Origin of the sequence: Candidatus Nitrosacidococcus tergens, from assembly GCF_902810445.1 — a bacterium.
GTDB classification, from domain to species: domain Bacteria; phylum Pseudomonadota; class Gammaproteobacteria; order Nitrosococcales; family Nitrosococcaceae; genus Nitrosacidococcus; species Nitrosacidococcus tergens.
Genome location: NZ_LR778175.1, coordinates 752,501 through 774,676, shown reverse-complemented (window position 1 = coordinate 774,676; position 22,176 = coordinate 752,501). Strand labels below are relative to the sequence as shown.

Sequence of the window (22,176 nt, the reverse complement as noted above, 5' to 3'; positions counted from 1 at the left end):
TTTTTAAATAACTCTAGATACTACATTTGTCCTCATCACAACCTTTGTGAGAATTTTCCTCAGAGACACTATGAGTAACATTACCGCTCTGCTTATCGACTTTAGCTTCATGAACTAGAAGTGCAATTTCTGCTCCAACTTGCATGTCTTCATCTCGGCCAAAACTATGTTTGCGGATATAGCCTTGATGATCAATCAATACAAGACTTGGGGTTCCTTGCATATTGTAAGTACGCATCGTATAAGGCAATCCTTGCTTACCATCGGGTTGATCTACGCCAATAGGAAAAGTATAGCGGTATTCATGAATAAAGGCTTCAAGGGCTTCTGGAGTCATTACATTATGGTGCTCAAATACTGTATGTAACCCAATGACTGCTACATCGTTTTCATCGAACAAATTAGCAATTTTCTGAGTTTGAGGTAATCCATGAATCACACAACCGGGGCAGAGCATCTGAAAAGAATGCAAAACGATCACTTTTCCTTTTAGCACTGCAATACTTAAGGGTTGAGGAGTATTAAACCATCGGGATATCTGCCATTCAGGTGCAGGTAAAATTCCGGTTGCACGCATATATTTCTCCAGTGAGCTATACTAAAATTTATTTAGTACCCATTATAATAGGTATTGACATGTAATAAGCTTAAAAATTAGGAGAGATTTATGAATAATCCTTTAGATACAGTAACCGGTACGATTATTTCTGGAATTTTCTTAGCACTGGTACTTGTTGTAGTAATTAAAATGCTGGCTAGTTAACACTTTTATTGGTGAATAATCATGATAGATTTTACATTAGTTTTAGATCGATGGTTGCATTTTCTTGCAGGAATTACTTGGATAGGATTACTTTATTACTTTAATTTAGTACAAACTCAAGCCGTAGCTACAGCAAATAATGATCCACAAGGACCAGGTCCTGCAGCTATTAGTAAATATGTAGCACCTAGGGCGTTATTTTTCTTTAGATGGTCTGCACTTGTGACTTGGCTTTCTGGACTAACCTATTTAGGTACCGCTCCTCAATATAGTATTCATGGTGCTTTTACCCTTGGCGTTGGTGCTCATAATCCTTCTTTAACTACTATTGGCATGGGTGCTTGGTTAGGTACGATTATGCTCTTTAATGTTTGGGTACTCATTTGGCCTAATCAGAAAAAGTTATTAGGTTTTGTAGAAGCAACTCCAGAGAAAAAAAAGAAAGCAGCTAGAGTGGCATTTCTTGCGTCTCGGACTAATACCATGCTTTCTTTACCTATGTTATTATTCATGGGAGGTGCCTCTCATGGGTTATTATTCTAGTCATCTTTGTATTTGTGTTTAGATTTCTACCCGGAATTATCCTTAGTCAAGCAACCGCAGTAATCCTTACGGTTGCTTTTCTAAACAGCCAAGAAATTCCATGGATATGGATGCTTTATGCTGCTTTAGCTTTGATTATTAGCATTTTAGTTGCTTTTTGGTTTAGCTCTATTGCTACGCATCTTAAAAAAGATGCACTCGCTAAAGCAAAAGAGAGGTTATCTCAAGAACGGGAACGAATACTCCTGTCAACCGCAGAAGAGAAAAGCCGAGTATTTGCACAGACTCATCGCCAGATTATGAAAGAGACAGGGCGTGCTCACGCCAAAGCTAATTTTAAGTCAGGTGCAATCATTACCGGTGTGGTCGGTTTAGGGGTAGGACTATTTTCTCTTCAAATGGTTACAGGACTCATCGCTTTACTGGCTACTGGAGGTGCAGCAACTGCTGGCTATATAGTTTATAGAAAAAGAGGAAATCTATTACCCCGCTTTAAAGACAGTCAAGTAAAAGTTATAGAACATGATAGAGCTGCTGGGGATGAGTCACAAAAAATTATTGATTTAGATCCTTCTATAAATAATTCTAAATCAGATTTTAAATCTACTAAATAATACTTTTAACTTGTTTTTTCTTATATTCTAATATCTGTAGTGTAATTAAAGCAGGAATTCCTAAAATAATGTCCCGCAATCGCTTAATAATAGATAAAGCTAGCCCTATTTCAGGAGCAATTCCAAATAAGGAGCTTAAGATCATATATCCTCCTTCCTGAACACCATAAGCGCCGGGTACTATAGCCCCTGCACTCCGAATTGCTTGGCCTAAGCTCTCTAAAATAATCGCTTGAGTAAAATTGATAGGTATTCCAGCAAAATAAAGCATAAACCATATCTCAAAAGATCCTAAGAACCAAGCGATAAAATGTATATAAATACAGGCCAGGAGATCTTTTGGATTACGGTAAAATTCTTGAATATTATTATGTAGCCCTTTAATAGCATTTGAAATTGAGAAACGTTTTGTAATCCAAGAAAAAAAACGTTCTACAGAAAGTAACGCACTACTTCTTTGTATTAAGATAAATATGAATATGCTGAATACAAGCAGTATTGATCCAATTAGAATCCATTTAACAATTTGCCCATGATATCCACTATGTATTAATAATCCTAACCCTAATAAGGTAAATACTATATGGCTTATTGCTTCTGCAGTTAAATCAATAATTGCACTTGCACTGGCATTACTGCTTTTTAACCCCCTTAAGGTCAATAATCGAGCACCAATAACAGTACCGCCAATAGAGGCTACCATGGGTATTAAATTATCCATTGCCTCTCGTATCCACCGGGTATGGATAAATGCAGGTATAGAAGGAGACCAAGAATGACGGAATAAAATTTGCCAAGCTATCCCAGAGAAGATAATTTGAAGAATATGAGTCATAACTACTGCAAAAGTGCCTTTCCATCCTACAGATTGAACTGCTTGGATCACATTATCTAAACCTTGCTGTACGATAAGCCATATTGCTAAGATTATTCCTGCAATAGTAATCAATAGTATGCTTAAACGCATATTGAAATTTTTAAAGAAAATAAAAAAAGCTAGTGAGTAGAAAGATTGCTAAAAGTAATTGTTTTTATTTGCTGTGATTTTAAAGCCTCTTTTATTTCTGAGCTAGTGAGTGCACAAAGCTCTAGAAAACCAGAGCTTGAGTTGCCAGAAGTATTTAAATCTGGATGGGTATAAAGTTCAGATACACCTTCAGGGAGGTTGTTTATGAGTTGTAGAATTTGAGCGGTATTTATTTTTCCTGTATTTTTTAATCCAAAGATAAACTGATTATTTAATATATTATTTTTACGTAATTGACGGGTCATAAAACGTACCCATAATCTAAGAAATATGTTTGAAACTGTGAAAATAGGCTCATAGGGAAGACGAATTGCACGTACTCCAAATTCTTGCCCTACTTTGAGAATAATTTGGAGTACAGTAGGATGCAAATGCATATGATGATGACTATTGACATGGTCAAGAGGTAATCCTGTAGCTGCAAAAGCTTCAAATTGTGCTCTAATTTCATTCTCTAATTGTTTACGCACTTTAGGTAGAAAATAAAAACGAATCCCAGATTTAAATAATTGGTCACGAAAACATCTATTCTCTCCTACTAGATCAGGAATCATCTGTAAGGGTAATACAGGGGTTCCGTCTACTACCGTAATATGTAACCCAATTTTTAGGGTAGATAATCTATAGGCACGATATATCGCATCCTGAGTACCAGCTTCACCCATCATCAAACTTGCGGTGGTAAGTATTCCTTGGCAATGGGCTTGCTCAATTGCTTCATTTACAGATGAGCAAAGACCAAAATCATCTCCAGTGATGATGAGTTGCTTCATGCACTATCTTCTCTTTGACCCAGAAAGCGAAAAAACTCTGCTGCCTCTCTCATACGACGCTTTGTCATTTCCCAACTGTGGAGCATTTCCCAGGTAATTTCTCCAATTTTTTTAGGGCGAAAATAAAAACGTTTGTAAAACTCAGAGAGTCCATTAAAAATTTCTTCGTGGGAAAGATGGGGATATTCTAATGAGCTAATTTGTAGTCCATTATCTGCAACTAACCCTTGGTTATTCTCTCGTAGCCAACCGTTTTCTTTTGCTTGGCGATATAAAAAAGTTCCTGGATAAGCAGCCGCAAGGGATACTTGAATAGTATGAGGATTAATTTCTTGAGCAAAGCGGATAGTCTCTTGAATAGTTTCTCGAGTTTCTCCTGGTAAGCCCACAATAAAGGTACCATGGATTTTGATACCTAGCTTATGGCAATCTGCCGTAAAGCGACGAGCAAATTCTACCTTCATCCCTTTTTTTATGTTTAGTAAAATTTGCTGACTACCCGTTTCGTAACCTACAAGCAATAACCGTAACCCATTATCCTTCATGATTTTTAAGGTTTCATAGGGAACATTCGCTTTTGCATTGCAAGACCAAGTGACCCCTAACTTTCCTAATAGACGTGCAGTTTCTTCAGTACGAGTTTTATCATCGGTGAAAGTATCATCGTCAAAAAATACCTCTTTGACTTGTGGAAAGTAACGCTGAATTTTTGCTACTTCTTCAGCGACTACTTCAGGGCTACGAGTACGATATTTGTGCCCGCCAATAGTCTGAGGCCAAAGACAAAAAGTACAATGAGATTTACAGCCACGACCTGTATAAAAAGAAACATAAGGATGTTCTAGGTAGCCAATAAAATAATCTTCAATCACTAAATCCCGTTTATATACATCAATTACTGAAGGAAGATCATCCATATTTGCAATTAATGCTCGCTCGGGATTATGAATTGCTTTTCCATCAACCTTATAACTAAGACCATTAATAGTTTCCAGTGGATGACCTTGAGCAACTTCTTGAATGGTATAGTCAAACTCATTGCGAGCAATAAAATCAATAGCAGAAGAAGCAAGTACTGAAGGTTCAGGGTTAACGGCTACATGAGCACCTACGAGTCCTATTTTGAGCTTAGGATTAGCCTCTTTTAAAGACTCGGCCACTTTTACATCATTATTAAAAGATGGTGTACTAGTATGTAATATGACTAATTCATAGTCGTTTACTAATGGTAAAATATCTTGCAAAGATAACTCTCTGGCAGGTGCATCTATTAATTTGCTCTCAGGTATAAGTGCTGCAGGTTGTGCAAGCCAAGTAGGATACCAAAAGGATCTAATTTCTCGCCGTGCTTGATATCTTGAACCTGCTCCACCATCAAATCCTTCAAAAGAGGGAGGATTAAGGAATAGAGTCTTCATCATATATTCTGGGTCTCCTTAAATGCTAATTGATTGTTGGCTTTAACTGAAAAAGTACGATGACGCCAAGATACTTCTCGACCAAAGAAACTGATTCCCCATACTACAAAACTAAATATTTCTCGAAAAAATATTAACCAGAAGCGATCAGCATAGCGAGTATTTACCCTAAATTTATGCTGGATAACATAGTGCATTAGTAATCTTAAAATTAAAATAATACTAACTGCAATTAATCCATAGGAAAGAGAAGGGGCAGCAATCAGAAACAATAAGGCTATAGGTATAACATTACTGACTACAGAGAAAAAGTGACCTACTGGCTGAACACTATATATAGTTCTTGCCCAGCGTAGCTCATGGAAAAATAAACTCTTTAAGCTAGACTCCTTAATAATATCTTGTACTAAGTATGGTACTAGATAAACTTGATAACCTAGCTCTGAAACTAACTTCCCTAATATGTAATCATCAGCTAGATAAGAGGAGAGTTTATGGAACCCACCAATTTTCTCTAAAATATCACGGCGAACTCCCATAGTTGGACCAAAGCAGTATCTGATTTTTTGTATAGCATTGGTAGCAAGCACACAAGGCAAAAACCATTCATTAATAAATATAGCACCTAGCTGGGATGCAATTCCCCCAATAGGAACCCCTATATATAAGCAAGTAATTGCCCCAATTTTGGGATTTTTAAAAGGAGAAATTATCTTGCTTAAATAAGTAGGATCAACCCGCATATCACTATCAGCCATGATTAAATAATCATGTTTAGCATAAGGGTACATATTAATCAGGTTACTCACCTTAGGGTTAGTACCATATACTCTGTTATCTATAACTAACTCTAAATCTAAATGAGAAAATTCTTTTAGTAACCTCTCCACAATAGAGATAGCAGGATCTTTTGGATCTGCAACACCAAATATAATTTGATATTCAGGGTAATCTTGATTGCAGAAGGAGCGAAGATTTTCATATAGCTCTACATCAAGACCGCAAATAGGTTTCAATAGTGTAACTGAAGGGTACACATCTAGTGGTGTCCATTTCTGCATTGAAAAAATATTGACCTGATATATCGCAAATAGCAAATAAAATGCAGAAATAACAACACAAGCAAAAGTAAGAATATAAAAAATTGTTATCTTAGCACTCCTAATCTACTAAATAAAATAATAATGCATGACACCTTAAGAATATAGAATATAACTAATTATTTTCTTGAAAAATCTATGATAAACTACTTTTTTTAAAGAGTATTGTTTATTAAAAGAGTTTAGTGAAGTACTTTTCTAATCTAGTTTCATATAGTAGATAAGTTCAGATATTAGTGCTAGGTACTCTTTTATTATGTTAGGATATTTCCTTCCGGTATAGACAAACCAAAGCTAGTGTAATTGATTTTTAAAGTAGGATAAAGTAATGATTCCTAGTAAACTGAAGCAAAAAGCAAATGTTTACCAGCAAATGAGCGGTCGCCAGATATTTTTAGCTAAATATAATGAAATCCAACAAGCTCTAGAAAGTGGATGTACTGCAAAAGAAGTTTGGATGATACTTTATCAACAAGGTATTTTATCTATTCAATACCGTACTTTCATGAGCTATATGAAACTTTCTATAAAAGAAAATGAACAGAGTGCTAGCTATGTTCCCCATGAGATAAAGGCAGTGCAAAAGAGAGTAAAACAGCGAAAGAAAAAACGCTTTGAGTTTAACGCAAGGGGTAAAAGTTTAGAAGAACTTATTTAGAAGAGAATAACATGGCAAAAGCACATTTTACCTTACAGGGAAAAGGTGGAGTTGGTAAGAGCTTAGTATCAGCACTCATAGCACAACACCGACAAGGGAATGGTATTTCTTTAGTATGTATCGATACTGATCCAGTTAATGCTACCTTTACCGGATATAGTGCCTTTCCAGTAGAAAGAGTGGAATTACTTAAAGATAATACGATTGATGAGCGGGAATTTGATCGTCTCATTGAGATCATTACAGAAAATAGAAACTCGGAAATTGTTATAGATAACGGTTCATCAAGTTTTATTCCTCTCTCTTCATATTTAATTGAAAATGAGGCAATAGAGATGCTCCACGAGATGGGTCATGAAATTTTTATTCATCCAGTAATTACTGGTGGGCAATCTCTTATGGATACCCTTTCCGGTTTTGACTCATTAGCCCGCCAATTTCCGGAATCCGCTAAGATTATTGTTTGGCTTAATCAGTACTTCGGCAATATTGAAAAAGAAGATAAAACCTTTGAAAAAATGAAGGTCTATCAAGATCATAAAGATAGAGTCGCAGGGATTATAAATATTCCTCGTAATAGCGGAGCTACTTTTGGGGAAGATATGCAGCAAATGCTAGAAAGCAGGATGACTTTTGAGCAGGCAATAAAATCCGATCAGTTTAAGCTAATGTCTAAGCATCGTCTTAAAATGATGAAGAAAATTCTTTTTGATCAAATGAATCCCGTTTTAGGAGTGACTGCATCTACGACAAATAAATCAGATTCTGGTAACGAACCACCTCCCAGGAGAATAAGAAAAAGAAGCAAGGCTGCTAGTGAATAGTGGTAATGAGTCTAAATCAAGATGAAATTATTCAGATAGTTGCTAAAGAGTTCGATATTCTCTTAACTAAGGACGATCCTATACTCGCAGTATTGGCTGTACATGATGTAGTGCTTAAAAGCTATACTACTGAGGTTACTAAAAATATAGAGCAAACTAGAAATCGGCTGGAGTTGTTTACTAGTGACTACCAAAACCAAATAAAATCCTTAACTCAAGATTTAATTAAGGAAGGATATACTTTACAAGAAAAAATTAAAGATTTATTAGAACAAGATCGCCAAAATAGCCAGATAAAAAATAGAAGGATAAACATTGCTTTTTGGATAGCAATAACACTTACCAGTGTTGCTTCTATAGCTGCAGTTGTTGCTATCGTTTTAATTAAAATTCTAGGAATCTGTAGCTAGATTTCTAAGTACATAGTGTAATATTCCTCCATTTCGGAAATAATCCCATTCCTTAGGAGTATCAATACGTACTAAGGTATTGAATGTAATTTCCTTATTTTGAATATCGTCAAAAACAGTGACCTTAACTGTTTTGCTTTCTTTTGTAGGTATTGCTATTGAAAATTTTTCCTTACCGGTTAACCCTAAAGCGGCAGCATTTTCTCCTGACTCAAACTGCAGAGGTAGCACTCCAAATCCTACAAGATTGGAGCGGTGTATTCGCTCAAAACTCTCTGCGATGACTGCTTTTATTCCTAGCAAATAAACACCTTTTGCTGCCCAATCACGGCTAGATCCGGTACCATACTCTTTTCCAGCGATCACAATAAGTGGTACTTTTTCCGCACAATATTTTTCAGCTGCATCAAAAATACTCATTACTTGATTTGAGGGTATATAGGTGGTCCATCCCCCTTCGGTATTTGGAGCAAGCTGATTTTTTAATCTTACATTAGCAAACGTACCACGAATCATTACGTGGTGATTACCTCTACGAGCACCATAAGAATTAAACTCTTCAGGAGTTACTCCTTGATGCAGTAGATATTGACCTGCTGGACTATTTACTGGAATAGATCCGGCAGGAGAAATATGATCAGTAGTCACTGAATTTCCTACCATTACTAAACAGCGTGCATCTACAACCCTGGATATATCTGGTACTTCCATGCCCATATGCTCAAAATAGGGTGGATGAGCAATATAACTAGAGGGATTCCAATGGTAATTTTTATCCTCAGCAATTTTTATTTGCTGCCAGCGATCAGCACCTTTGAATACATTAGAATATTCCTGATGAAATAACGTATTCTTTACACTCAGTTGGGTAACTTGGATAATCTCCTGTCTGGTAGGCCAAATATCCTTTAAATATACATCATGACCCCTTCTATCTTTTCCTAAAGGTTCCGAGGTTAAATCAATAGTAATATAGCCAGCAAGTGCATAAGCAATGACTAAGGGAGGAGAAGTTAGCCAATTGGTTTGAATCTCTGCATGAATTCTCCCTTCGAAATTCCTATTCCCTGATAAGATAGATGCTACTGTTAATTGATTATCTTTAATCGCTTTACTTATAATTTCTGGTAGAGGCCCAGAATTACCAATACAGGTAGTACAACCAAACCCTACAATATTAAATCCTAGCTTATTAAAAAACTCCATTAATCCTGCTTCTTCTAGGTAAGCTGGCACTACTTGAGATCCTGGAGCAAAAGAAGTTTTTACCCAAGGTTGCGCCTTTAAACCAAGATCATAAGCTTTTTTTGCAAGTAATCCTGCGGCAATGAGTAAATCAGGGTTAGAGGTATTAGTGCAGCTTGTAATTGCTGCAATAACAATGGCTCCATCTTTAAGAGAAATACTTTCTCCATGTAACAGAACCTTACCTTCTCTAGGTTTATCTAAAGTAGCGGAGGGAAAAGCTACTTTAGTATTTTTTATGGAGACTCGATCTTGGGGGCGTTTTGGTCCAGCGACACAAGGCTCAATAGAGCCCATATCTAATTCGATGATTTCTGTATAATCTGCAGGTCGTTTACCTTCCTGATACCACAACCCTTGTTCTTGAGCATAGGATTCTACTAAAGCAATAGTTTCATTTGGGCGCCCTGTCAGCTTTAGATAATTTATAGTTTCATAGTCAATCGGAAAAACACTACAAGTAGCTCCATACTCAGGGGCCATATTAGAAATAGTTGCCCGATCAGCTAAAGAAAGATTATTTAACCCATTACCAAAAAATTCAACAAATCTTCCTACTACTCCTTTTCTCCTTAGTAGCTCAGTAATAGTAAGTACTAGGTCTGTTGCGGTAGATCCCTCGGGGATTTTTCCGGATAATTTAATACCAATCACTTGAGGAATAAGCAAAGAGAGAGGCTGACCAAGCATTGCAGCTTCTGCTTCTATTCCACCCACACCCCAACCTAATACCCCTAAACCATTAATCATGGTAGTATGGGAATCCGTGCCTACTAAAGAATCTGGATAAGCTTGAAATATTCCGTCTTTATTATGAGTAAAAACTATAGTAGCTAAATACTCAAGGTTAACTTGATGAATGATCCCAGTTCCGGGAGGTACAACTCGGAAGTTAGAAAAAGCGTATTGCCCCCAGCGTAGAAACTCATAGCGCTCTTGGTTGCGGGCATACTCTTTTTCTATATTTTGAATTAAAGCACTCTGATTACCAAAGTAATCCACCATGACGGAATGATCAATGACTAAATCCACAGGGGATAAAGGATTAATCCGGTTTGGGTTTCCACCCAGACTTTTCATTGCATCCCGCATGGCAGCCAAATCTACCACCGCAGGTACTCCGGTAAAATCTTGCATTAATACCCGAGCAGGAGTAAAACAAACCTCCGTATTAGATTCTACTTTGGGGTTCCAATTTAATAGAGCTTCAATATTACTCTGGGTGGTATTAATACCATCTTCGGTACGAAGAAGGTTTTCTAGCAGAATTTTTAAAGTATAAGGGAACCGATCTATATCGTATCCCTGTTGTTTTAGAGGGTTTAGAGAAAAAATCCTATAGGACTTATCCCCTACTTTTAAAAAAGATTGGGTATCAAAACTATTAGACATTCTGCTTTGTTCTTCTTCGTATTTTAGTGAATGCTATATAATAAAATTACCTTTATGAATTATCCCATATCAGTAAGGAATTCTATGCTCTCGATAAATGCTTCTGCTTCTCCTTGAGTATCTTTGGTATTCATTTGGAAGCTAAAGCTACTAATAAATGGCACCCGACCTTTCTTAAATTGTTCTTTAAACGCTTCATCAAGATTAAACATAGTAGTTACTGTTTTTTCAGTAGTACCACCACTTAAAGCACAGAAATAACGTCCTCCTTTTTGATAATATTTTCCTGTATAGGCATATTCTTCTTGATCTTTCTCTCCAAGAAACAAACCAATAAAATAAGGAGAATTAGGTAAAACTACTGAACCACTATCTACTTTCTGCTTTCCGAAAGAAACCATAACTGCAATAGGTACTCGATAAATTCCATCATCCCAACTTGCTCCTTCAGGATATTTATCTACACCCCACTTTATCTTAATGTATTTTGCATTTTTTACATTGATTTCTTTAATGAAAAGCCCTGCTTCTTCATTACTAGTACTAATTACTAATTTATGATTTTCAAATCTAGGATTTAGCTTTTTAGCTCCTAGCTGAAATTCGAACCCATGCTTCTCTAACCAAGGTATTGCATCACCATCGGGTTGCTGAGTAAAATCCATTTGATAAACTACTTCTGCAGATACAGTCTTTCCTAACAGGGCGAAAGGTAGTATTACGATTAAGAAGTAAGCGAGTAGTAAAAAATTTATCTTTTGGTATTTTTTCAATAAAGCATTCATGCATTAAGTATCCTCTAAATCTAATATAATTAGATAAATCTCTCTATTTCTAGTTTAAGAGTTAAATTATCTTTTAGTAAGCAATGTACTATAAATGGATTACCTATCTTCAAATAGGTTCATTGCGGAGCAGATTTCTTTTGTTTTTTGAACAAATATTTTCTTGGTGGAGTAATGTACGTTTGCGATCTATTCCCCAACGATAACCAGATAAATTTCCATTACTACGAACCACACGATGACAAGGAATAGCAATCGCTATTTTATTTGCTGCACAAGCCCCCGCAACGGCTCTTGCAGATTTAGCGGGTAATCCAAGATGCGTTGCAACCTTAGTGTAACTCCAAGTTTCCCCTAATGGTATGTGACATAGGGTATGCCAAACGCGTTGTTGAAATTCAGTACCTTGTATATCTAAAGGAATATTAAGCTGAACTGTAGGATCTTCAATTGAGGCTATTATTTTTTTAAACACTTCATCAAATACAGCCGCATTATTAACTAGCTGAGCAGCTGGAAAATAAGTTTGAAGATCGACAATAAGCTTATCTTGGGTTTCTCCAAATAAAACGGCACAAACACCTTTCTTTCCTGTACGTTGAGCAGCTAAAACCCAACCCAATGAAGATTTTTGCACTCCAAAAACAATTTTTACTACCCTATTTTTGTTTGATAATAAATAATCCCTTGGATTACATCGTTTACATGGACGAAATCCAGCCCGCTCTGCTTCCTTATAGTTTCGATAGAAACTAACATTTTCTGGACTAGAAATAGGGGATGGGCAAGAGGGTAAACAGTAGACTTTAGTTGTTTTTACAGAATAAACAAAGCTTCCATCAGCATTTGAGTCCCTTATAGTGAGTGAGAACCAACGGGGATCTTGGGTAATTTGATTTCTTGTTTCCACTATTGACTCCATCAAATTGAAAATCTAGTTTAAACAGAAAAATGGCGGAAGAGATGGGATTTGAACCCATGAATGGTTTTACCCATTGCCGGTTTTCAAGACCGGTGCCTTCAACCACTCGGCCACTCTTCCTCTTTAAACCTTAAAAGTATTATACGGAAAAAGACTGTAATTTACGATACGCATCACTCTAAATATACCTAAAGATCAAAGCTATATTTAATACATTTATTTCTTGATATACTTAATTTCAAGCAATTTAAGAACTAATGTACTTACTTCAATGTCTGAGTAGTATATTTCATAGATATATATAGTGATTTGAGAGGATTCTTAATAAGTATGAATGATAATCAAATGAATCAAATGGCTACGCAAGCAGTGATGCCCTCAGTATTAGCAACTAATAAAATGTTGCGTAATACTTATATGCTCCTCGCTACTACATTATTGTTTAGTGGAGTTACTGCTGGGATCGCTATGATAACTCAGGCTCCGCCAATGCATTGGGCAATTACAATGATAGGTTATTTTGGTCTATTATTTTTAACTAATGCGTTACGTAACAGTGTATGGGGGCTAGCAGCAATTTTTGCTCTCACAGGCTTTATGGGTTATACCCTAGGACCTATTATCAGTTTTTATCTCCATTTACCTAATGGACATGAAACTGTAATGTTTGCCCTTGGCGGGACTGGTCTAATATTTTTAGGTTTATCAGCCTACGCGGTAACTACTAAGAAAGATTTTAGCTTTATTGGTGGATTTTTAATGGTAGGCATGCTAGTTGCCTTTCTCGCAGGATTAGGTGCTATGTTTTTCCATATACCAGCTTTATCTTTAGGCGTTTCAGCTATGTTTATCCTACTTATGTCAGGTTACATTTTATTTCAAACAAGTCTGATGGTTAATGGAGGAGAAACTAATTATATTATGGCTACAGTCACCCTATATGTAGCAATTTATAATTTATTTCTTAGTTTATTGCAAATTCTAAGTGCACTAAGCGGTAATAGACAGTAGCTTTAATTTTTAATTTAGTTGAAAAGCCCCGATAAATCGGGGCTTTTTGGTTAAGGGTTCAGCCTGCATTTACGTAAGCTTCAATTACGAATGAGTATTTTCTTAAAATTTTCTATCTCTCGTTTTAGCACTAAAATAAATTTATTTATTTGATCTAAGGTATTACCTGCACCAATACTTACTCGAATTGCACCTTGAGCTAGAGTAGGATCAACTCCCATAGCCAAAAGTACGTGGCTTGGTTGATGTCCGTTACTATCGCAGGCAGAGCCGCTAGAAACGGCGATACCTACTTTATCTAGAGCCATTAGTAAAGTTTCTCCCTCAATACCAGGAAAGGAAAAAAATATAGTATTAGGTAACCTCTCTACTTTTTCGCTAAAAATAATAATATCCGGCAATTCTCTTCGTAGCTCATATTCTAGATACGATCTTAAGGAATACCAAGTATCCATTCGTTGGGTTAGCTCTTCATTTGCAATTTCTGCCGCTTTCCCAAACCCTACAATAGCTGCTACATTTTCTGTGCCACTACGCAACCCTCTCTCTTGTCCTCCACCAAATAAAATAGAATCAATATCTAAAGCACTATCAATAACTAGTGCCCCCACTCCTTTAGGTCCACCCATTTTATGGGCAGAGATACTCATTAAATGAATATTATTTTCAGAAAAATTAATAGGTATTTTTCCAATAGCCTGTACCGCATCTGTATGAAATATTCCATGACAAGATTGAACATATTGGCTCAATTGAGGAATGTCTTGCAATACGCCTGTTTCATTACTTGCCCAAAGTATAGATACAAGTTGATTAGCTTTGCATTCCATACCCTTTAAACTATCAAGTGTGATTTTTCCGTCACAATTTGGTTTAATTTCAGCAGCTTCAAGCCCCTGTATTTGTAGAGAATAAGTAGGCTCTAAAATAGAAGAATGCTCTATTCCACTTACAATTAAACGATCGCATGAATTAAATTTAACTGTTCCAAATAAAGCTAAATTATTCGCTTCAGTGCCGCCACTTGTGAAGATAATTTGAGAAGGCTCTGCATGAATTAAATTAGCTATCTGTATACGAGCATGTTCTATAGCCTCTTTAGCAATACGACCATATCTATGTACACTAGAGGGATTACCTTGCTGCTCTTTAAGGTAAGGCAGCATTGCCTCTAAAACCCGCTTATCTAGTGGTGCTCCCGCATTGTGATCAAGATAAATTGCTGCCATATTGCTATCTTCTTTCCTGTTTTTTTAAGTTATTTTTATCAATATTACTTTCTGCTAGATCAATAAAACCTAAATATTCTTCAGGAATAAGTTTATTTAGTCTTTGAATTATTGTTGCCATTTGTTCAATGCGATTGTCTAGACTATGGATATGAGCGATTAAGTCATTAATTGTGCGCTCTAGAGGATCTGGACTATTAGGTATTGCACCATAAGCTTCAAAACCTATGTGTTTCATAGCTATCTGTTGCTTTATTTTTTGATGCTCTTTTGAGTTCAAAATATGCCCAGGAATACCTATTACTGTAGCATTTTCTGGGACACTCTTAACTACTACGGTATTAGAACCTATTCGTACTCCATTGCCAATATCAATTGGTCCTAATACTTGGGCGCCTGCTCCTACAATGACATTATTTCCTAAAGTAGGATGACGTTTTCCTTTTTGCCAGCTTGTCCCTCCTAAAGTAACACCATGATAAAGAGTGCAATCATCACCAATTTCAGCAGTTTCTCCAATGACTACCCCCATACCATGGTCAATAAAAAATCTCCGTCCAATTCTTGCTCCGGGATGAATTTCAATCCCTGTTAACCAACGACTGAATGTAGAAATAAATCGAGCAAGCCATCGTATATTTAAATTCCACAAACGATGGCTGATCCTATGCCATAAATTTGCATGGAATCCTGGGTAAGTAGTAATAACTTCGAAAATGCTTCGTGCAGCCGGATCTCGATCAAAAATACAATTTATTTCTTCACGAATTCGAGTAAACATGTATTTAATATAAATCAATTAACTATTTTAAGCGATCATTTTTTCAATAGCAGTCAAAATTCCCCTTAAAATATTAACTTCTCTAGAATCTAGGGCTATTCGAAGGAATAGCCGACGTAGGCGACGCATTAAAAACTTAGGTTTATTAGGATCTAAGAAATGGAGTGCGATTAGTACTTTTTCTAGGTGATGAAAAAGATTTTCTAAATCGCTTACTGTGCTCAAAGGAGAATCGGTATGAAAAGTATCGATTTCATTAACGCTTAAGTAGTGTGCCATATGGATTTCGTAAGCTATAACTTGCACTGCAGCTGCTAAATTAAGAGAGCTATAGTATAGATTGCTTGGGATTTGAACTAAGTAGTTACAATAGTCTAATTCTCTATTTTCTAACCCTATTCGCTCACTACCAAATACAATAGCTATTTTTTTTCCTTGTGTTATCTCAGTAGCTACTTGGATTCCGCAGGCTCTAGAATCCATGCTTGGATAGAGCATATTTCTTGTTCTAGCACTTAATCCATACACTACTTGACAGTCTGAAATAGCTTCTATTAAATTAGGAAATACTTTAGCTTGTTCTAGCAAATGGTTAGCACCTGAAGATCGAGCAGTAGCAACATCTGAAGGAAAATTTTTTGGAATAACTAGATACAATTGGGATAATCCCATGGTATGCATAGCCCGAGCAGCTGCACCAATATTGCCTGGATGGGTAGTAGAAACTAAAACGATACGAATCTGATCAAGTAGCATAAGTTAAAATATATATGCTACATATCGGCAATAAACATTGCATCACCGTAGCTAAAAAAGCGATAGCGACTCTTTATTGCATGTTGGTAAGCAGAAAATACTTGCTCATGACCTGCAAAGGCACACACCAGCATAAGTAGTGTACTTTTAGGTAGATGAAAGTTAGTTACGATACCATCTACACAGCGAAACTTATAGCTTGGAAAAATAAAGATATTAGTTTCTCCTTCATAAGGTGTTATGGTACCTAACGCAGCAGCACTTTCTAAGGCTCGCACAGTAGTGGTACCTACTGCTATGACTCGCCCTCCTCGTTTTTTAGTATTTTGGATTTGTGTACACACTTGATCTGAAACCTGAATATACTCTGAGTGCATTTGATGTTTCGTAATATGCTCTGCTCGTACTGGCTGAAATGTGCCCGAACCAACATGGAGCGTAATATATCCTAGATTAACTCCTTTACTTTTAAGTCGATCTAATAAGATATGGTCAAAATGAAGACCTGCAGTAGGTGCAGCAATTGCACCTAGGTGAGTAGCATAAACTGTCTGATAACGATCTTTATCTATTTTCTCTACTTCTCTTTGAATATAAGGAGGGAGAGGGATACGCCCTGATATTTCTAGCATTTCAGAAATAGGTTGGGCATTCAAAAAATGTAATTTAAACAAATCATCTTTCTTTTCTATAACGATTGCCTCTATCCATTTTTCCAGTAATAAACGCTTTCCTATTTTTAATGGTTTATTGGAACGAATGTGAGCTAGTACACTATGATCATCTAAAATACGTTCAATAACTACTTCAATTTTTCCTCCGCTATCCTTCACCCCGAGAAAGCGAGCAGGAATGACTTTGGTATCGTTAAGAACGAGTAAATCTCTTTCAGTAAGCAAATCAAACAGATCAGTAAACCAACGATCTTCTATCTTTCCAGATCGATTATTTAAAAATAACAATCGACTTTGGCCTCTCTGATAAGATGGATAGTTAGCAATAAGCTCTTTTGGAAGATCATAGGAAAAATCATCAAGCTGCATGCATTCGCTAAAATTCATATTTTAGTTTTAGAAATTTTTTTCTTAAATTAGTATAAATTTAGCTATAATGTAGCTGAAGCCGGGGTGGCGAAATTGGTAGACGCGCCAGACTCAAAATCTGGTAGTGGTGACACTGTGCGAGTTCGAGTCTCGCCCTCGGCACCAAACTTATTAAGGACTACACTACGCTTAAGCTAGGTAATAGATCATTGCTATTTTTAAGATTATCAAAGTGAGTTACCTCAATAATTGAACCATTATCAACCATATACACTTTATCTACTTGTCTTATTATATTTAGACGGTGAGTAATAATAATCGTGGTACGTCCACTTAAAAACTTAAATAGAGCTTGATATAACTTTCCTTCTGTTTCCATATCTAAAGCAGAAGTTGCTTCATCTAAAATCACTACTTTAGGGTTGGCTACAACCATTCGTGCAATAGCTAAACGCTGTTTTTGCCCACCAGATAATTTAGTTCCTTGTCGTCCCACTAAGGTATCTAACCCATGATCCATATTAATTATAGTTTCCCTTAATTGGGCAATAGTTAGTGCTTGCCAAAGCTGGTCATCTGGTATATCCCTACCTAGAGCAAGGTTAGCACGAACTGTATCATTAAATAATGCGGGGTGTTGTAGTACCGCAGCTACATTATTACGAGTTATCTCCAAACCAATTTTTGCAATCGAAATTCCATCAAAAAGTACCTCTCCTGATTGGGGATAATATAGCCCTAGTAAAATTTGAGTAAGCGTACTTTTACCTTCACCGCTCATACCAATAAGAGCGATTTTTTCTCCAGCGTTAATGTTTAAATTAGCATGATTAAATATTTGAGAACTACTAGTAGGGTATGAAAAACATAAATTTTTCAAAGCTATACTAACTGTTTTTTTATCTATAAATATATCTTTAGTACATGGGTGATATGGATCATTTTTTAGAGTTAAAAGCTTATTAATTCTTGTTAAAGCACCTGTAGCACTGGCAAATGCATAACGAATATTTACTATTTCTTGCACTGGGGCCATCATAAACCATAAATAACTAAATATAGCAAACATTTGCCCAATACTAAGATCGGAGAATACAACTAAAATCATTGCAGTTGCTCGAAATATCTCTACACTACATAAAAAAATTAAAAAAGATAAGCGATTAGACATTTCATTTTTCCATGTATAAGCAGTAGAGTAGTTTCGTATATCATTAGCTAAATTTATCAATGCTTGGACATAATACTTCTCCCGATTAGCTGCTCTAATCTGTTGAATAGAATCTAGAGTTTCAGTAAGTGCATTCTGAAAAACTTCATAAGCAGTATTCTCTTTTATCTTCCAGTGTTTTACTTTTTTACTAAAAATTACGGTGAAATAAATTACTAATGGATTCATAAATAAAATAAATAATCCAAGCCACCAATTAATCCATAGCAGAATAAAAGCAACTCCTATAATAGTAAGCAGAGCAACTGTAAACTTACTAATTGTAGTATTTATAAATTGATCTACTGTTTCTAAATCAACAGTAAAATGAGAGGCAACAGTACCACTGCCCAAGGTATCATACTCACTTAATGAAACCTGTTGTAAATGAGTTAATAACTTTAAACGCATATGGTAAATGATATTTTTAGAAATATAAGTAAACTGTCGTACTTGCCATATATTGAGCAGTAAAGAGCCTATTCGCAGCAGGAGTACAAGAGCAGTAATAAATGTAATATAAAGGATAGGACTATGCCATTGAGAAGGGGAAATATAGTTAATCGTACTAACAACTACTCCCTCCTTTTCTAGAAGTACTTCATCAACCAGGGTAGGCATGAGCAGAGGGATAGGAGCTGAGAGAAGAGCAGAACATAGAGCGATAAGCTGAGCAAAGAAAAAAGAGGATCGATGATAAGAGAAAATAAAAGTAAGAAGATTTCGCCAACAAAAAGGAGAAATTAGATTTCCAGGAATGTTAGGATAGCTATCAGATACCATAAAAGCAGGCAAAAAAAATCCCTTAACATAAATTATATCGATATGCTAAGGGAGTTGCATAAAAAATAAATGCCTGGCAGTGACCTACTTTCACATGGGTAACCCCACACTATCATCGGCGCTAAGCAGTTTCACTTCCGAGTTCGAGATGGGATCGGGTGGGACCTACTTGCCATGGCCACCAGGCAAAAACTAAAAAACTATAAAATCGAGAAAACTTAAGAAATTAGAAACCTTAATCAATATACCAAACTTGCTTGGGTGTTATATAGTCAAGCCTCACGGGCGATTAGTATGGGTTAGCTTCATACATTACTGCACTTCCACACCCCACCTATCAACGTTGTCGTCTTCAACGGCCCTTTAGGAACCTTTAAGGTTCAGGGAGATCTCATCTTGAGGCAGGCTTCCCGCTTAGATGCTTTCAGCGGTTATCCCTTCCGAACATAGCTACCCGGCAATGCCACTGGCGTGACAACCGGAACACCAGAGGTTCGTCCACTCCGGTCCTCTCGTACTAGGAGCAGCCCCTCTCAAATCTCCAACGCCTACGGCAGATAGGGACCGAACTGTCTCACGACGTTCTAAACCCAGCTCGCGTACCACTTTAAATGGCGAACAGCCATACCCTTGGGACCGGCTACAGCCCCAGGATGTGATGAGCCGACATCGAGGTGCCAAACACCGCCGTCGATATGAACTCTTGGGCGGTATCAGCCTGTTATCCCCGGAGTACCTTTTATTCGTTGAGCGATGGCCCTTCCACACAGAACCACCGGATCACTAAGACCGTCTTTCGACCCTGCTCGACCTGTCCGTCTCGCAGTCAAGCACCCTTTTGCCTTTGCACGCACCACGCGATTTCCGACCGCGCTGAGGGTACCTTCGTGCTCCTCCGTTACTCTTTGGGAGGAGACCGCCCCAGTCAAACTACCCACCATACACTGTCCCCAATCCGGATCACGGACCTAGGTTAGAACTTCGAATATTCCAGGGTGGTATTTCAAGGACAACTCCACTAGAACTAGCGCCCTAGTTTCTCAGTCTCCCACCTATCCTACACAAGAAGATTCAAAATCCAGTGTAAAGCTATAGTAAAGGTTCACGGGGTCTTTCCGTCTTGCCGCAGGTATACTGCATCTTCACAGCAAATTCAATTTCACTGAGTCTCGGGTGGAGACAGTGTAGCCATCGTTACGCCATTCGTGCAGGTCGGAACTTACCCGACAAGGAATTTCGCTACCTTAGGACCGTTATAGTTACGGCCGCCGTTTACCGGGGCTTCAATCAAGAGCTTCGCCTTGCAGCTAACCCCATCATTTAACCTTCCGGCACCGGGCAGGCGTCACACCCTATACTTCCTCTTTCGAGTTTGCAGAGTGCTGTGTTTTTAGTAAACAGTCGCAGCTACCTGGTCACTGCAACCCCTCTCCGCTCCAAGCGTATAGCCCTTCACGTACCAGGGGCACACCTTCTCCCGAAGTTACGGTGCCAATTTGCCGAGTTCCTTCACCCGAGTTCTCTCAAGCGCCTTAGGATTCTCACCCTACCCACCTGTGTCGGTTTAGAGTACGGTCTCATATAACCTATCGCTTAGAGGCTTTTCTTGGAAGCAGGGCATCAACTACTTCACTCTCTTAACAGAGAGCTCGTCATCATGCCTCAGAATTATATACTCCCGGATTTTCCTAAGAGTACTTCCTACACACTTAAACTAGGATATCCAACACCTAGCTAGCCTAGCCTTCTCCGTCACCCCATCGCAGTTATATCAGGTACCGGAATATTAACCGGTTTCCCATCGACTACGCTTTTCAGCCTCGCCTTAGGGGCCGACTCACCCTGCGTCGATTAGCGTTGCGCAGGAACCCTTGGGTTTTCGGCGAGGGGGTTTCTCACCCCCTTTATCGTTACTTATGTCAGCATTCGCACTTCCGATACCTCCAGCATGCCTTTCAGCACACCTTCAACAGCCTACGGAACGCTCCTCTACCGTATAAACAATTAAGTCTATACCCGCAGCTTCGGTATATTACTTTAGCCCCGTTACATCTTCCGCGCAGGCCGACTCGACCAGTGAGCTATTACGCTTTCTTTAAAGGATGGCTGCTTCTAAGCCAACCTCCTGGCTGTCTATGCCTTCCCACATCGTTTTCCACTAAGCAATAACTTTGGGACCTTAGCTGGCGGTCTGGGCTGTTTCCCTCTCCACAACGGACCTTTTCACCCGCTGTGTGTCTCCTATGATCGCACTTCTTGGTATTCGGAGTTTATATCGGTTTGGTAAGGCGGGATGCCCCCCTAGCCGAAATAGTGCTCTACCCCCAAGAGTGATTCATAAGGCACTACCTAAATAGTTTTCGAGGAGAACCAGCTATCTCCGAGCTTGATTAGCCTTTCACTCCTAGCCACAGCTCATCCCCTACCTTTTCAACGGGAGTGGGTTCGGGCCTCCAGTGAGAGTTACCTCACCTTCACCCTGGCCATGGCTAGATCGCCCGGTTTCGGGTCTATTCCCAGCGACTATACGCCCTATTCAGACTCGGTTTCCCTTCGGCTCCCTTATGCAGTTAACCTCGCCACTGAAAATAACTCGCTGACCCATTATACAAAAGGTACGCAGTCACACAATAATTGTGCTCCCACAGCTTGTATGCATATAGTTTCAGATTCTATTTCACTCCCTTAATTAGGGTTCTTTTCACCTTTCCCTCACGGTACTTGTTCACTATCGGTCGGTAGGTAGTATTTAGCCTTGGAGGGTGGTCCCCCCATCTTCAAACAGGATACCTCGTGTCCCGCTCTACTCATTATTCACTAATAAAGCCTTTTCGTGTACCGGGCTATCACCGTCTATGGCTGGATTTTCCAATCCATTCTACTAAAACT

19 protein-coding genes, 2 tRNA genes and 2 rRNA genes (1 of these 23 running past the window's edge) are annotated in these 22,176 nt (G+C 37.9%); 7 read left to right on the top strand and 16 right to left on the bottom strand.

Going from position 1 to position 22,176, the window contains the following annotated elements; all coding sequences use genetic code 11:
- Nucleotides 1–13: 13 nt before the first annotated feature.
- Nucleotides 14–577, bottom strand: coding sequence for a peroxiredoxin family protein (locus NSCAC_RS03755; protein WP_197745075.1), 564 nt, complete (start codon nt 575–577; stop codon nt 14–16).
- A 207-nt stretch (nt 578–784) separates the two neighbouring features.
- Between NSCAC_RS03755 and NSCAC_RS03750 the strand changes: the two genes are divergently transcribed.
- Entirely contained in the window at nt 785–1,306 is a 522-nt protein-coding gene (locus tag NSCAC_RS03750) for a urate hydroxylase PuuD (RefSeq protein ID WP_197745074.1), read from the top strand.
- A gap of 14 nt (nt 1,307–1,320) precedes the next feature.
- Nucleotides 1,321–1,920: a hypothetical protein gene (locus NSCAC_RS03745; protein ID WP_197745073.1), complete on the top strand. Its 600-nt coding sequence runs from the start codon at nt 1,321–1,323 to the stop codon at nt 1,918–1,920.
- On the opposite strand, the gene NSCAC_RS03740 is transcribed toward NSCAC_RS03745, so the two are convergent.
- The 4 genes from NSCAC_RS03740 to hpnI are packed head-to-tail and all read right to left on the bottom strand — an operon-like array spanning nt 1,913 to nt 6,274.
- Entirely contained in the window at nt 1,913–2,887 is a 975-nt protein-coding gene (locus NSCAC_RS03740; protein ID WP_197745072.1) for a flippase-like domain-containing protein, read from the bottom strand. The genes NSCAC_RS03745 and NSCAC_RS03740 overlap by 8 nt on opposite strands.
- 29 nt (nt 2,888–2,916) lie before the next feature.
- Nucleotides 2,917–3,720 (bottom strand): hopanoid biosynthesis-associated protein HpnK, encoded by an 804-nt coding sequence (gene hpnK, locus NSCAC_RS03735; protein WP_197745071.1) that lies wholly within the window; start codon nt 3,718–3,720, stop codon nt 2,917–2,919.
- Nucleotides 3,717–5,141 carry a hopanoid biosynthesis associated radical SAM protein HpnJ gene (hpnJ, locus tag NSCAC_RS03730; RefSeq protein WP_197745070.1) on the bottom strand — a complete coding sequence of 475 codons (1,425 nt, stop codon included), beginning with the start codon at nt 5,139–5,141 and terminating at the stop codon, nt 3,717–3,719. Before hpnJ ends, hpnK begins: the two co-directional genes overlap by 4 nt.
- Complete coding sequence (gene hpnI, locus NSCAC_RS03725; RefSeq protein WP_456298414.1) at nt 5,138–6,274, bottom strand: bacteriohopanetetrol glucosamine biosynthesis glycosyltransferase HpnI; 1,137 nt, start codon at nt 6,272–6,274, stop codon at nt 5,138–5,140. Before hpnI ends, hpnJ begins: the two co-directional genes overlap by 4 nt.
- 292 nt (nt 6,275–6,566) lie before the next feature.
- Here hpnI and NSCAC_RS03720 point away from each other — a divergent pair, with 292 nt between their 5' ends.
- The 3 genes from NSCAC_RS03720 to NSCAC_RS03710 are packed head-to-tail and all read left to right on the top strand — an operon-like array spanning nt 6,567 to nt 8,130.
- Entirely contained in the window at nt 6,567–6,896 is a 330-nt protein-coding gene (locus NSCAC_RS03720; RefSeq protein WP_197745069.1) for a TraK family protein, read from the top strand.
- Between the two features lie 11 nt (nt 6,897–6,907).
- Nucleotides 6,908–7,720 (top strand): nucleotide-binding protein, encoded by an 813-nt coding sequence (locus tag NSCAC_RS03715; RefSeq protein ID WP_232085986.1) that lies wholly within the window; start codon nt 6,908–6,910, stop codon nt 7,718–7,720.
- A gap of 5 nt (nt 7,721–7,725) precedes the next feature.
- Nucleotides 7,726–8,130: a hypothetical protein gene (locus NSCAC_RS03710; protein WP_197745068.1), complete on the top strand. Its 405-nt coding sequence runs from the start codon at nt 7,726–7,728 to the stop codon at nt 8,128–8,130.
- Here NSCAC_RS03710 and acnA read toward each other — a convergent pair.
- The 4 genes from acnA to NSCAC_RS03690 form a co-directional block, all read right to left on the bottom strand.
- On the bottom strand, nt 8,113–10,767 hold the full coding sequence (acnA, locus tag NSCAC_RS03705; RefSeq protein WP_197745067.1) for an aconitate hydratase AcnA: 2,655 nt from the start codon (nt 10,765–10,767) through the stop codon (nt 8,113–8,115). The two genes, NSCAC_RS03710 and acnA, sit on opposite strands and share 18 nt — an antisense overlap.
- Nucleotides 10,768–10,826: 59 nt before the next feature.
- On the bottom strand, nt 10,827–11,552 hold the full coding sequence (locus NSCAC_RS03700; RefSeq protein ID WP_197745066.1) for a hypothetical protein: 726 nt from the start codon (nt 11,550–11,552) through the stop codon (nt 10,827–10,829).
- Nucleotides 11,553–11,661: 109 nt separating this feature from the next.
- Nucleotides 11,662–12,462 carry a methylated-DNA--[protein]-cysteine S-methyltransferase gene (locus NSCAC_RS03695; RefSeq protein WP_197745065.1) on the bottom strand — a complete coding sequence of 267 codons (801 nt, stop codon included), beginning with the start codon at nt 12,460–12,462 and terminating at the stop codon, nt 11,662–11,664.
- A 42-nt stretch (nt 12,463–12,504) separates the two neighbouring features.
- Nucleotides 12,505–12,594: transfer RNA gene (locus NSCAC_RS03690), tRNA-Ser, on the bottom strand.
- A gap of 210 nt (nt 12,595–12,804) precedes the next feature.
- Here NSCAC_RS03690 and NSCAC_RS03685 point away from each other — a divergent pair.
- On the top strand, nt 12,805–13,485 hold the full coding sequence (locus NSCAC_RS03685) for a Bax inhibitor-1/YccA family protein (RefSeq protein ID WP_197745064.1): 681 nt from the start codon (nt 12,805–12,807) through the stop codon (nt 13,483–13,485).
- A gap of 80 nt (nt 13,486–13,565) precedes the next feature.
- On the opposite strand, the gene NSCAC_RS03680 is transcribed toward NSCAC_RS03685, so the two are convergent.
- The 4 genes from NSCAC_RS03680 to queA are packed head-to-tail and all read right to left on the bottom strand — an operon-like array spanning nt 13,566 to nt 17,294.
- Nucleotides 13,566–14,714, bottom strand: coding sequence for a cysteine desulfurase family protein (locus NSCAC_RS03680; protein WP_197745063.1), 1,149 nt, complete (start codon nt 14,712–14,714; stop codon nt 13,566–13,568).
- A 4-nt stretch (nt 14,715–14,718) separates the two neighbouring features.
- Nucleotides 14,719–15,495: a serine O-acetyltransferase gene (gene cysE, locus NSCAC_RS03675; protein ID WP_197745294.1), complete on the bottom strand. Its 777-nt coding sequence runs from the start codon at nt 15,493–15,495 to the stop codon at nt 14,719–14,721.
- A gap of 27 nt (nt 15,496–15,522) precedes the next feature.
- A complete protein-coding gene (locus tag NSCAC_RS03670; protein WP_197745062.1) occupies nt 15,523–16,251 on the bottom strand; it encodes an RNA methyltransferase in 729 nt (242 codons plus the stop codon).
- A gap of 17 nt (nt 16,252–16,268) precedes the next feature.
- Nucleotides 16,269–17,294: a tRNA preQ1(34) S-adenosylmethionine ribosyltransferase-isomerase QueA gene (gene queA, locus NSCAC_RS03665; RefSeq protein ID WP_197745293.1), complete on the bottom strand. Its 1,026-nt coding sequence runs from the start codon at nt 17,292–17,294 to the stop codon at nt 16,269–16,271.
- A gap of 78 nt (nt 17,295–17,372) precedes the next feature.
- Between queA and NSCAC_RS03660 the strand changes: the two genes are divergently transcribed.
- Nucleotides 17,373–17,459 (top strand) — tRNA-Leu (locus NSCAC_RS03660).
- Nucleotides 17,460–17,472: 13 nt separating this feature from the next.
- Here the strand turns inward: NSCAC_RS03660 and NSCAC_RS03655 are convergent.
- The 3 genes from NSCAC_RS03655 to NSCAC_RS03645 all read right to left on the bottom strand — a co-directional run.
- Nucleotides 17,473–19,287, bottom strand: coding sequence for an ABC transporter ATP-binding protein (locus NSCAC_RS03655; RefSeq protein WP_197745061.1), 1,815 nt, complete (start codon nt 19,285–19,287; stop codon nt 17,473–17,475).
- Between the two features lie 71 nt (nt 19,288–19,358).
- Nucleotides 19,359–19,473 (bottom strand): 5S ribosomal RNA (gene rrf / locus NSCAC_RS03650).
- An 82-nt stretch (nt 19,474–19,555) separates the two neighbouring features.
- A 23S ribosomal RNA gene (locus NSCAC_RS03645) occupies nt 19,556–22,176 on the bottom strand; it runs 280 nt beyond the window's last position.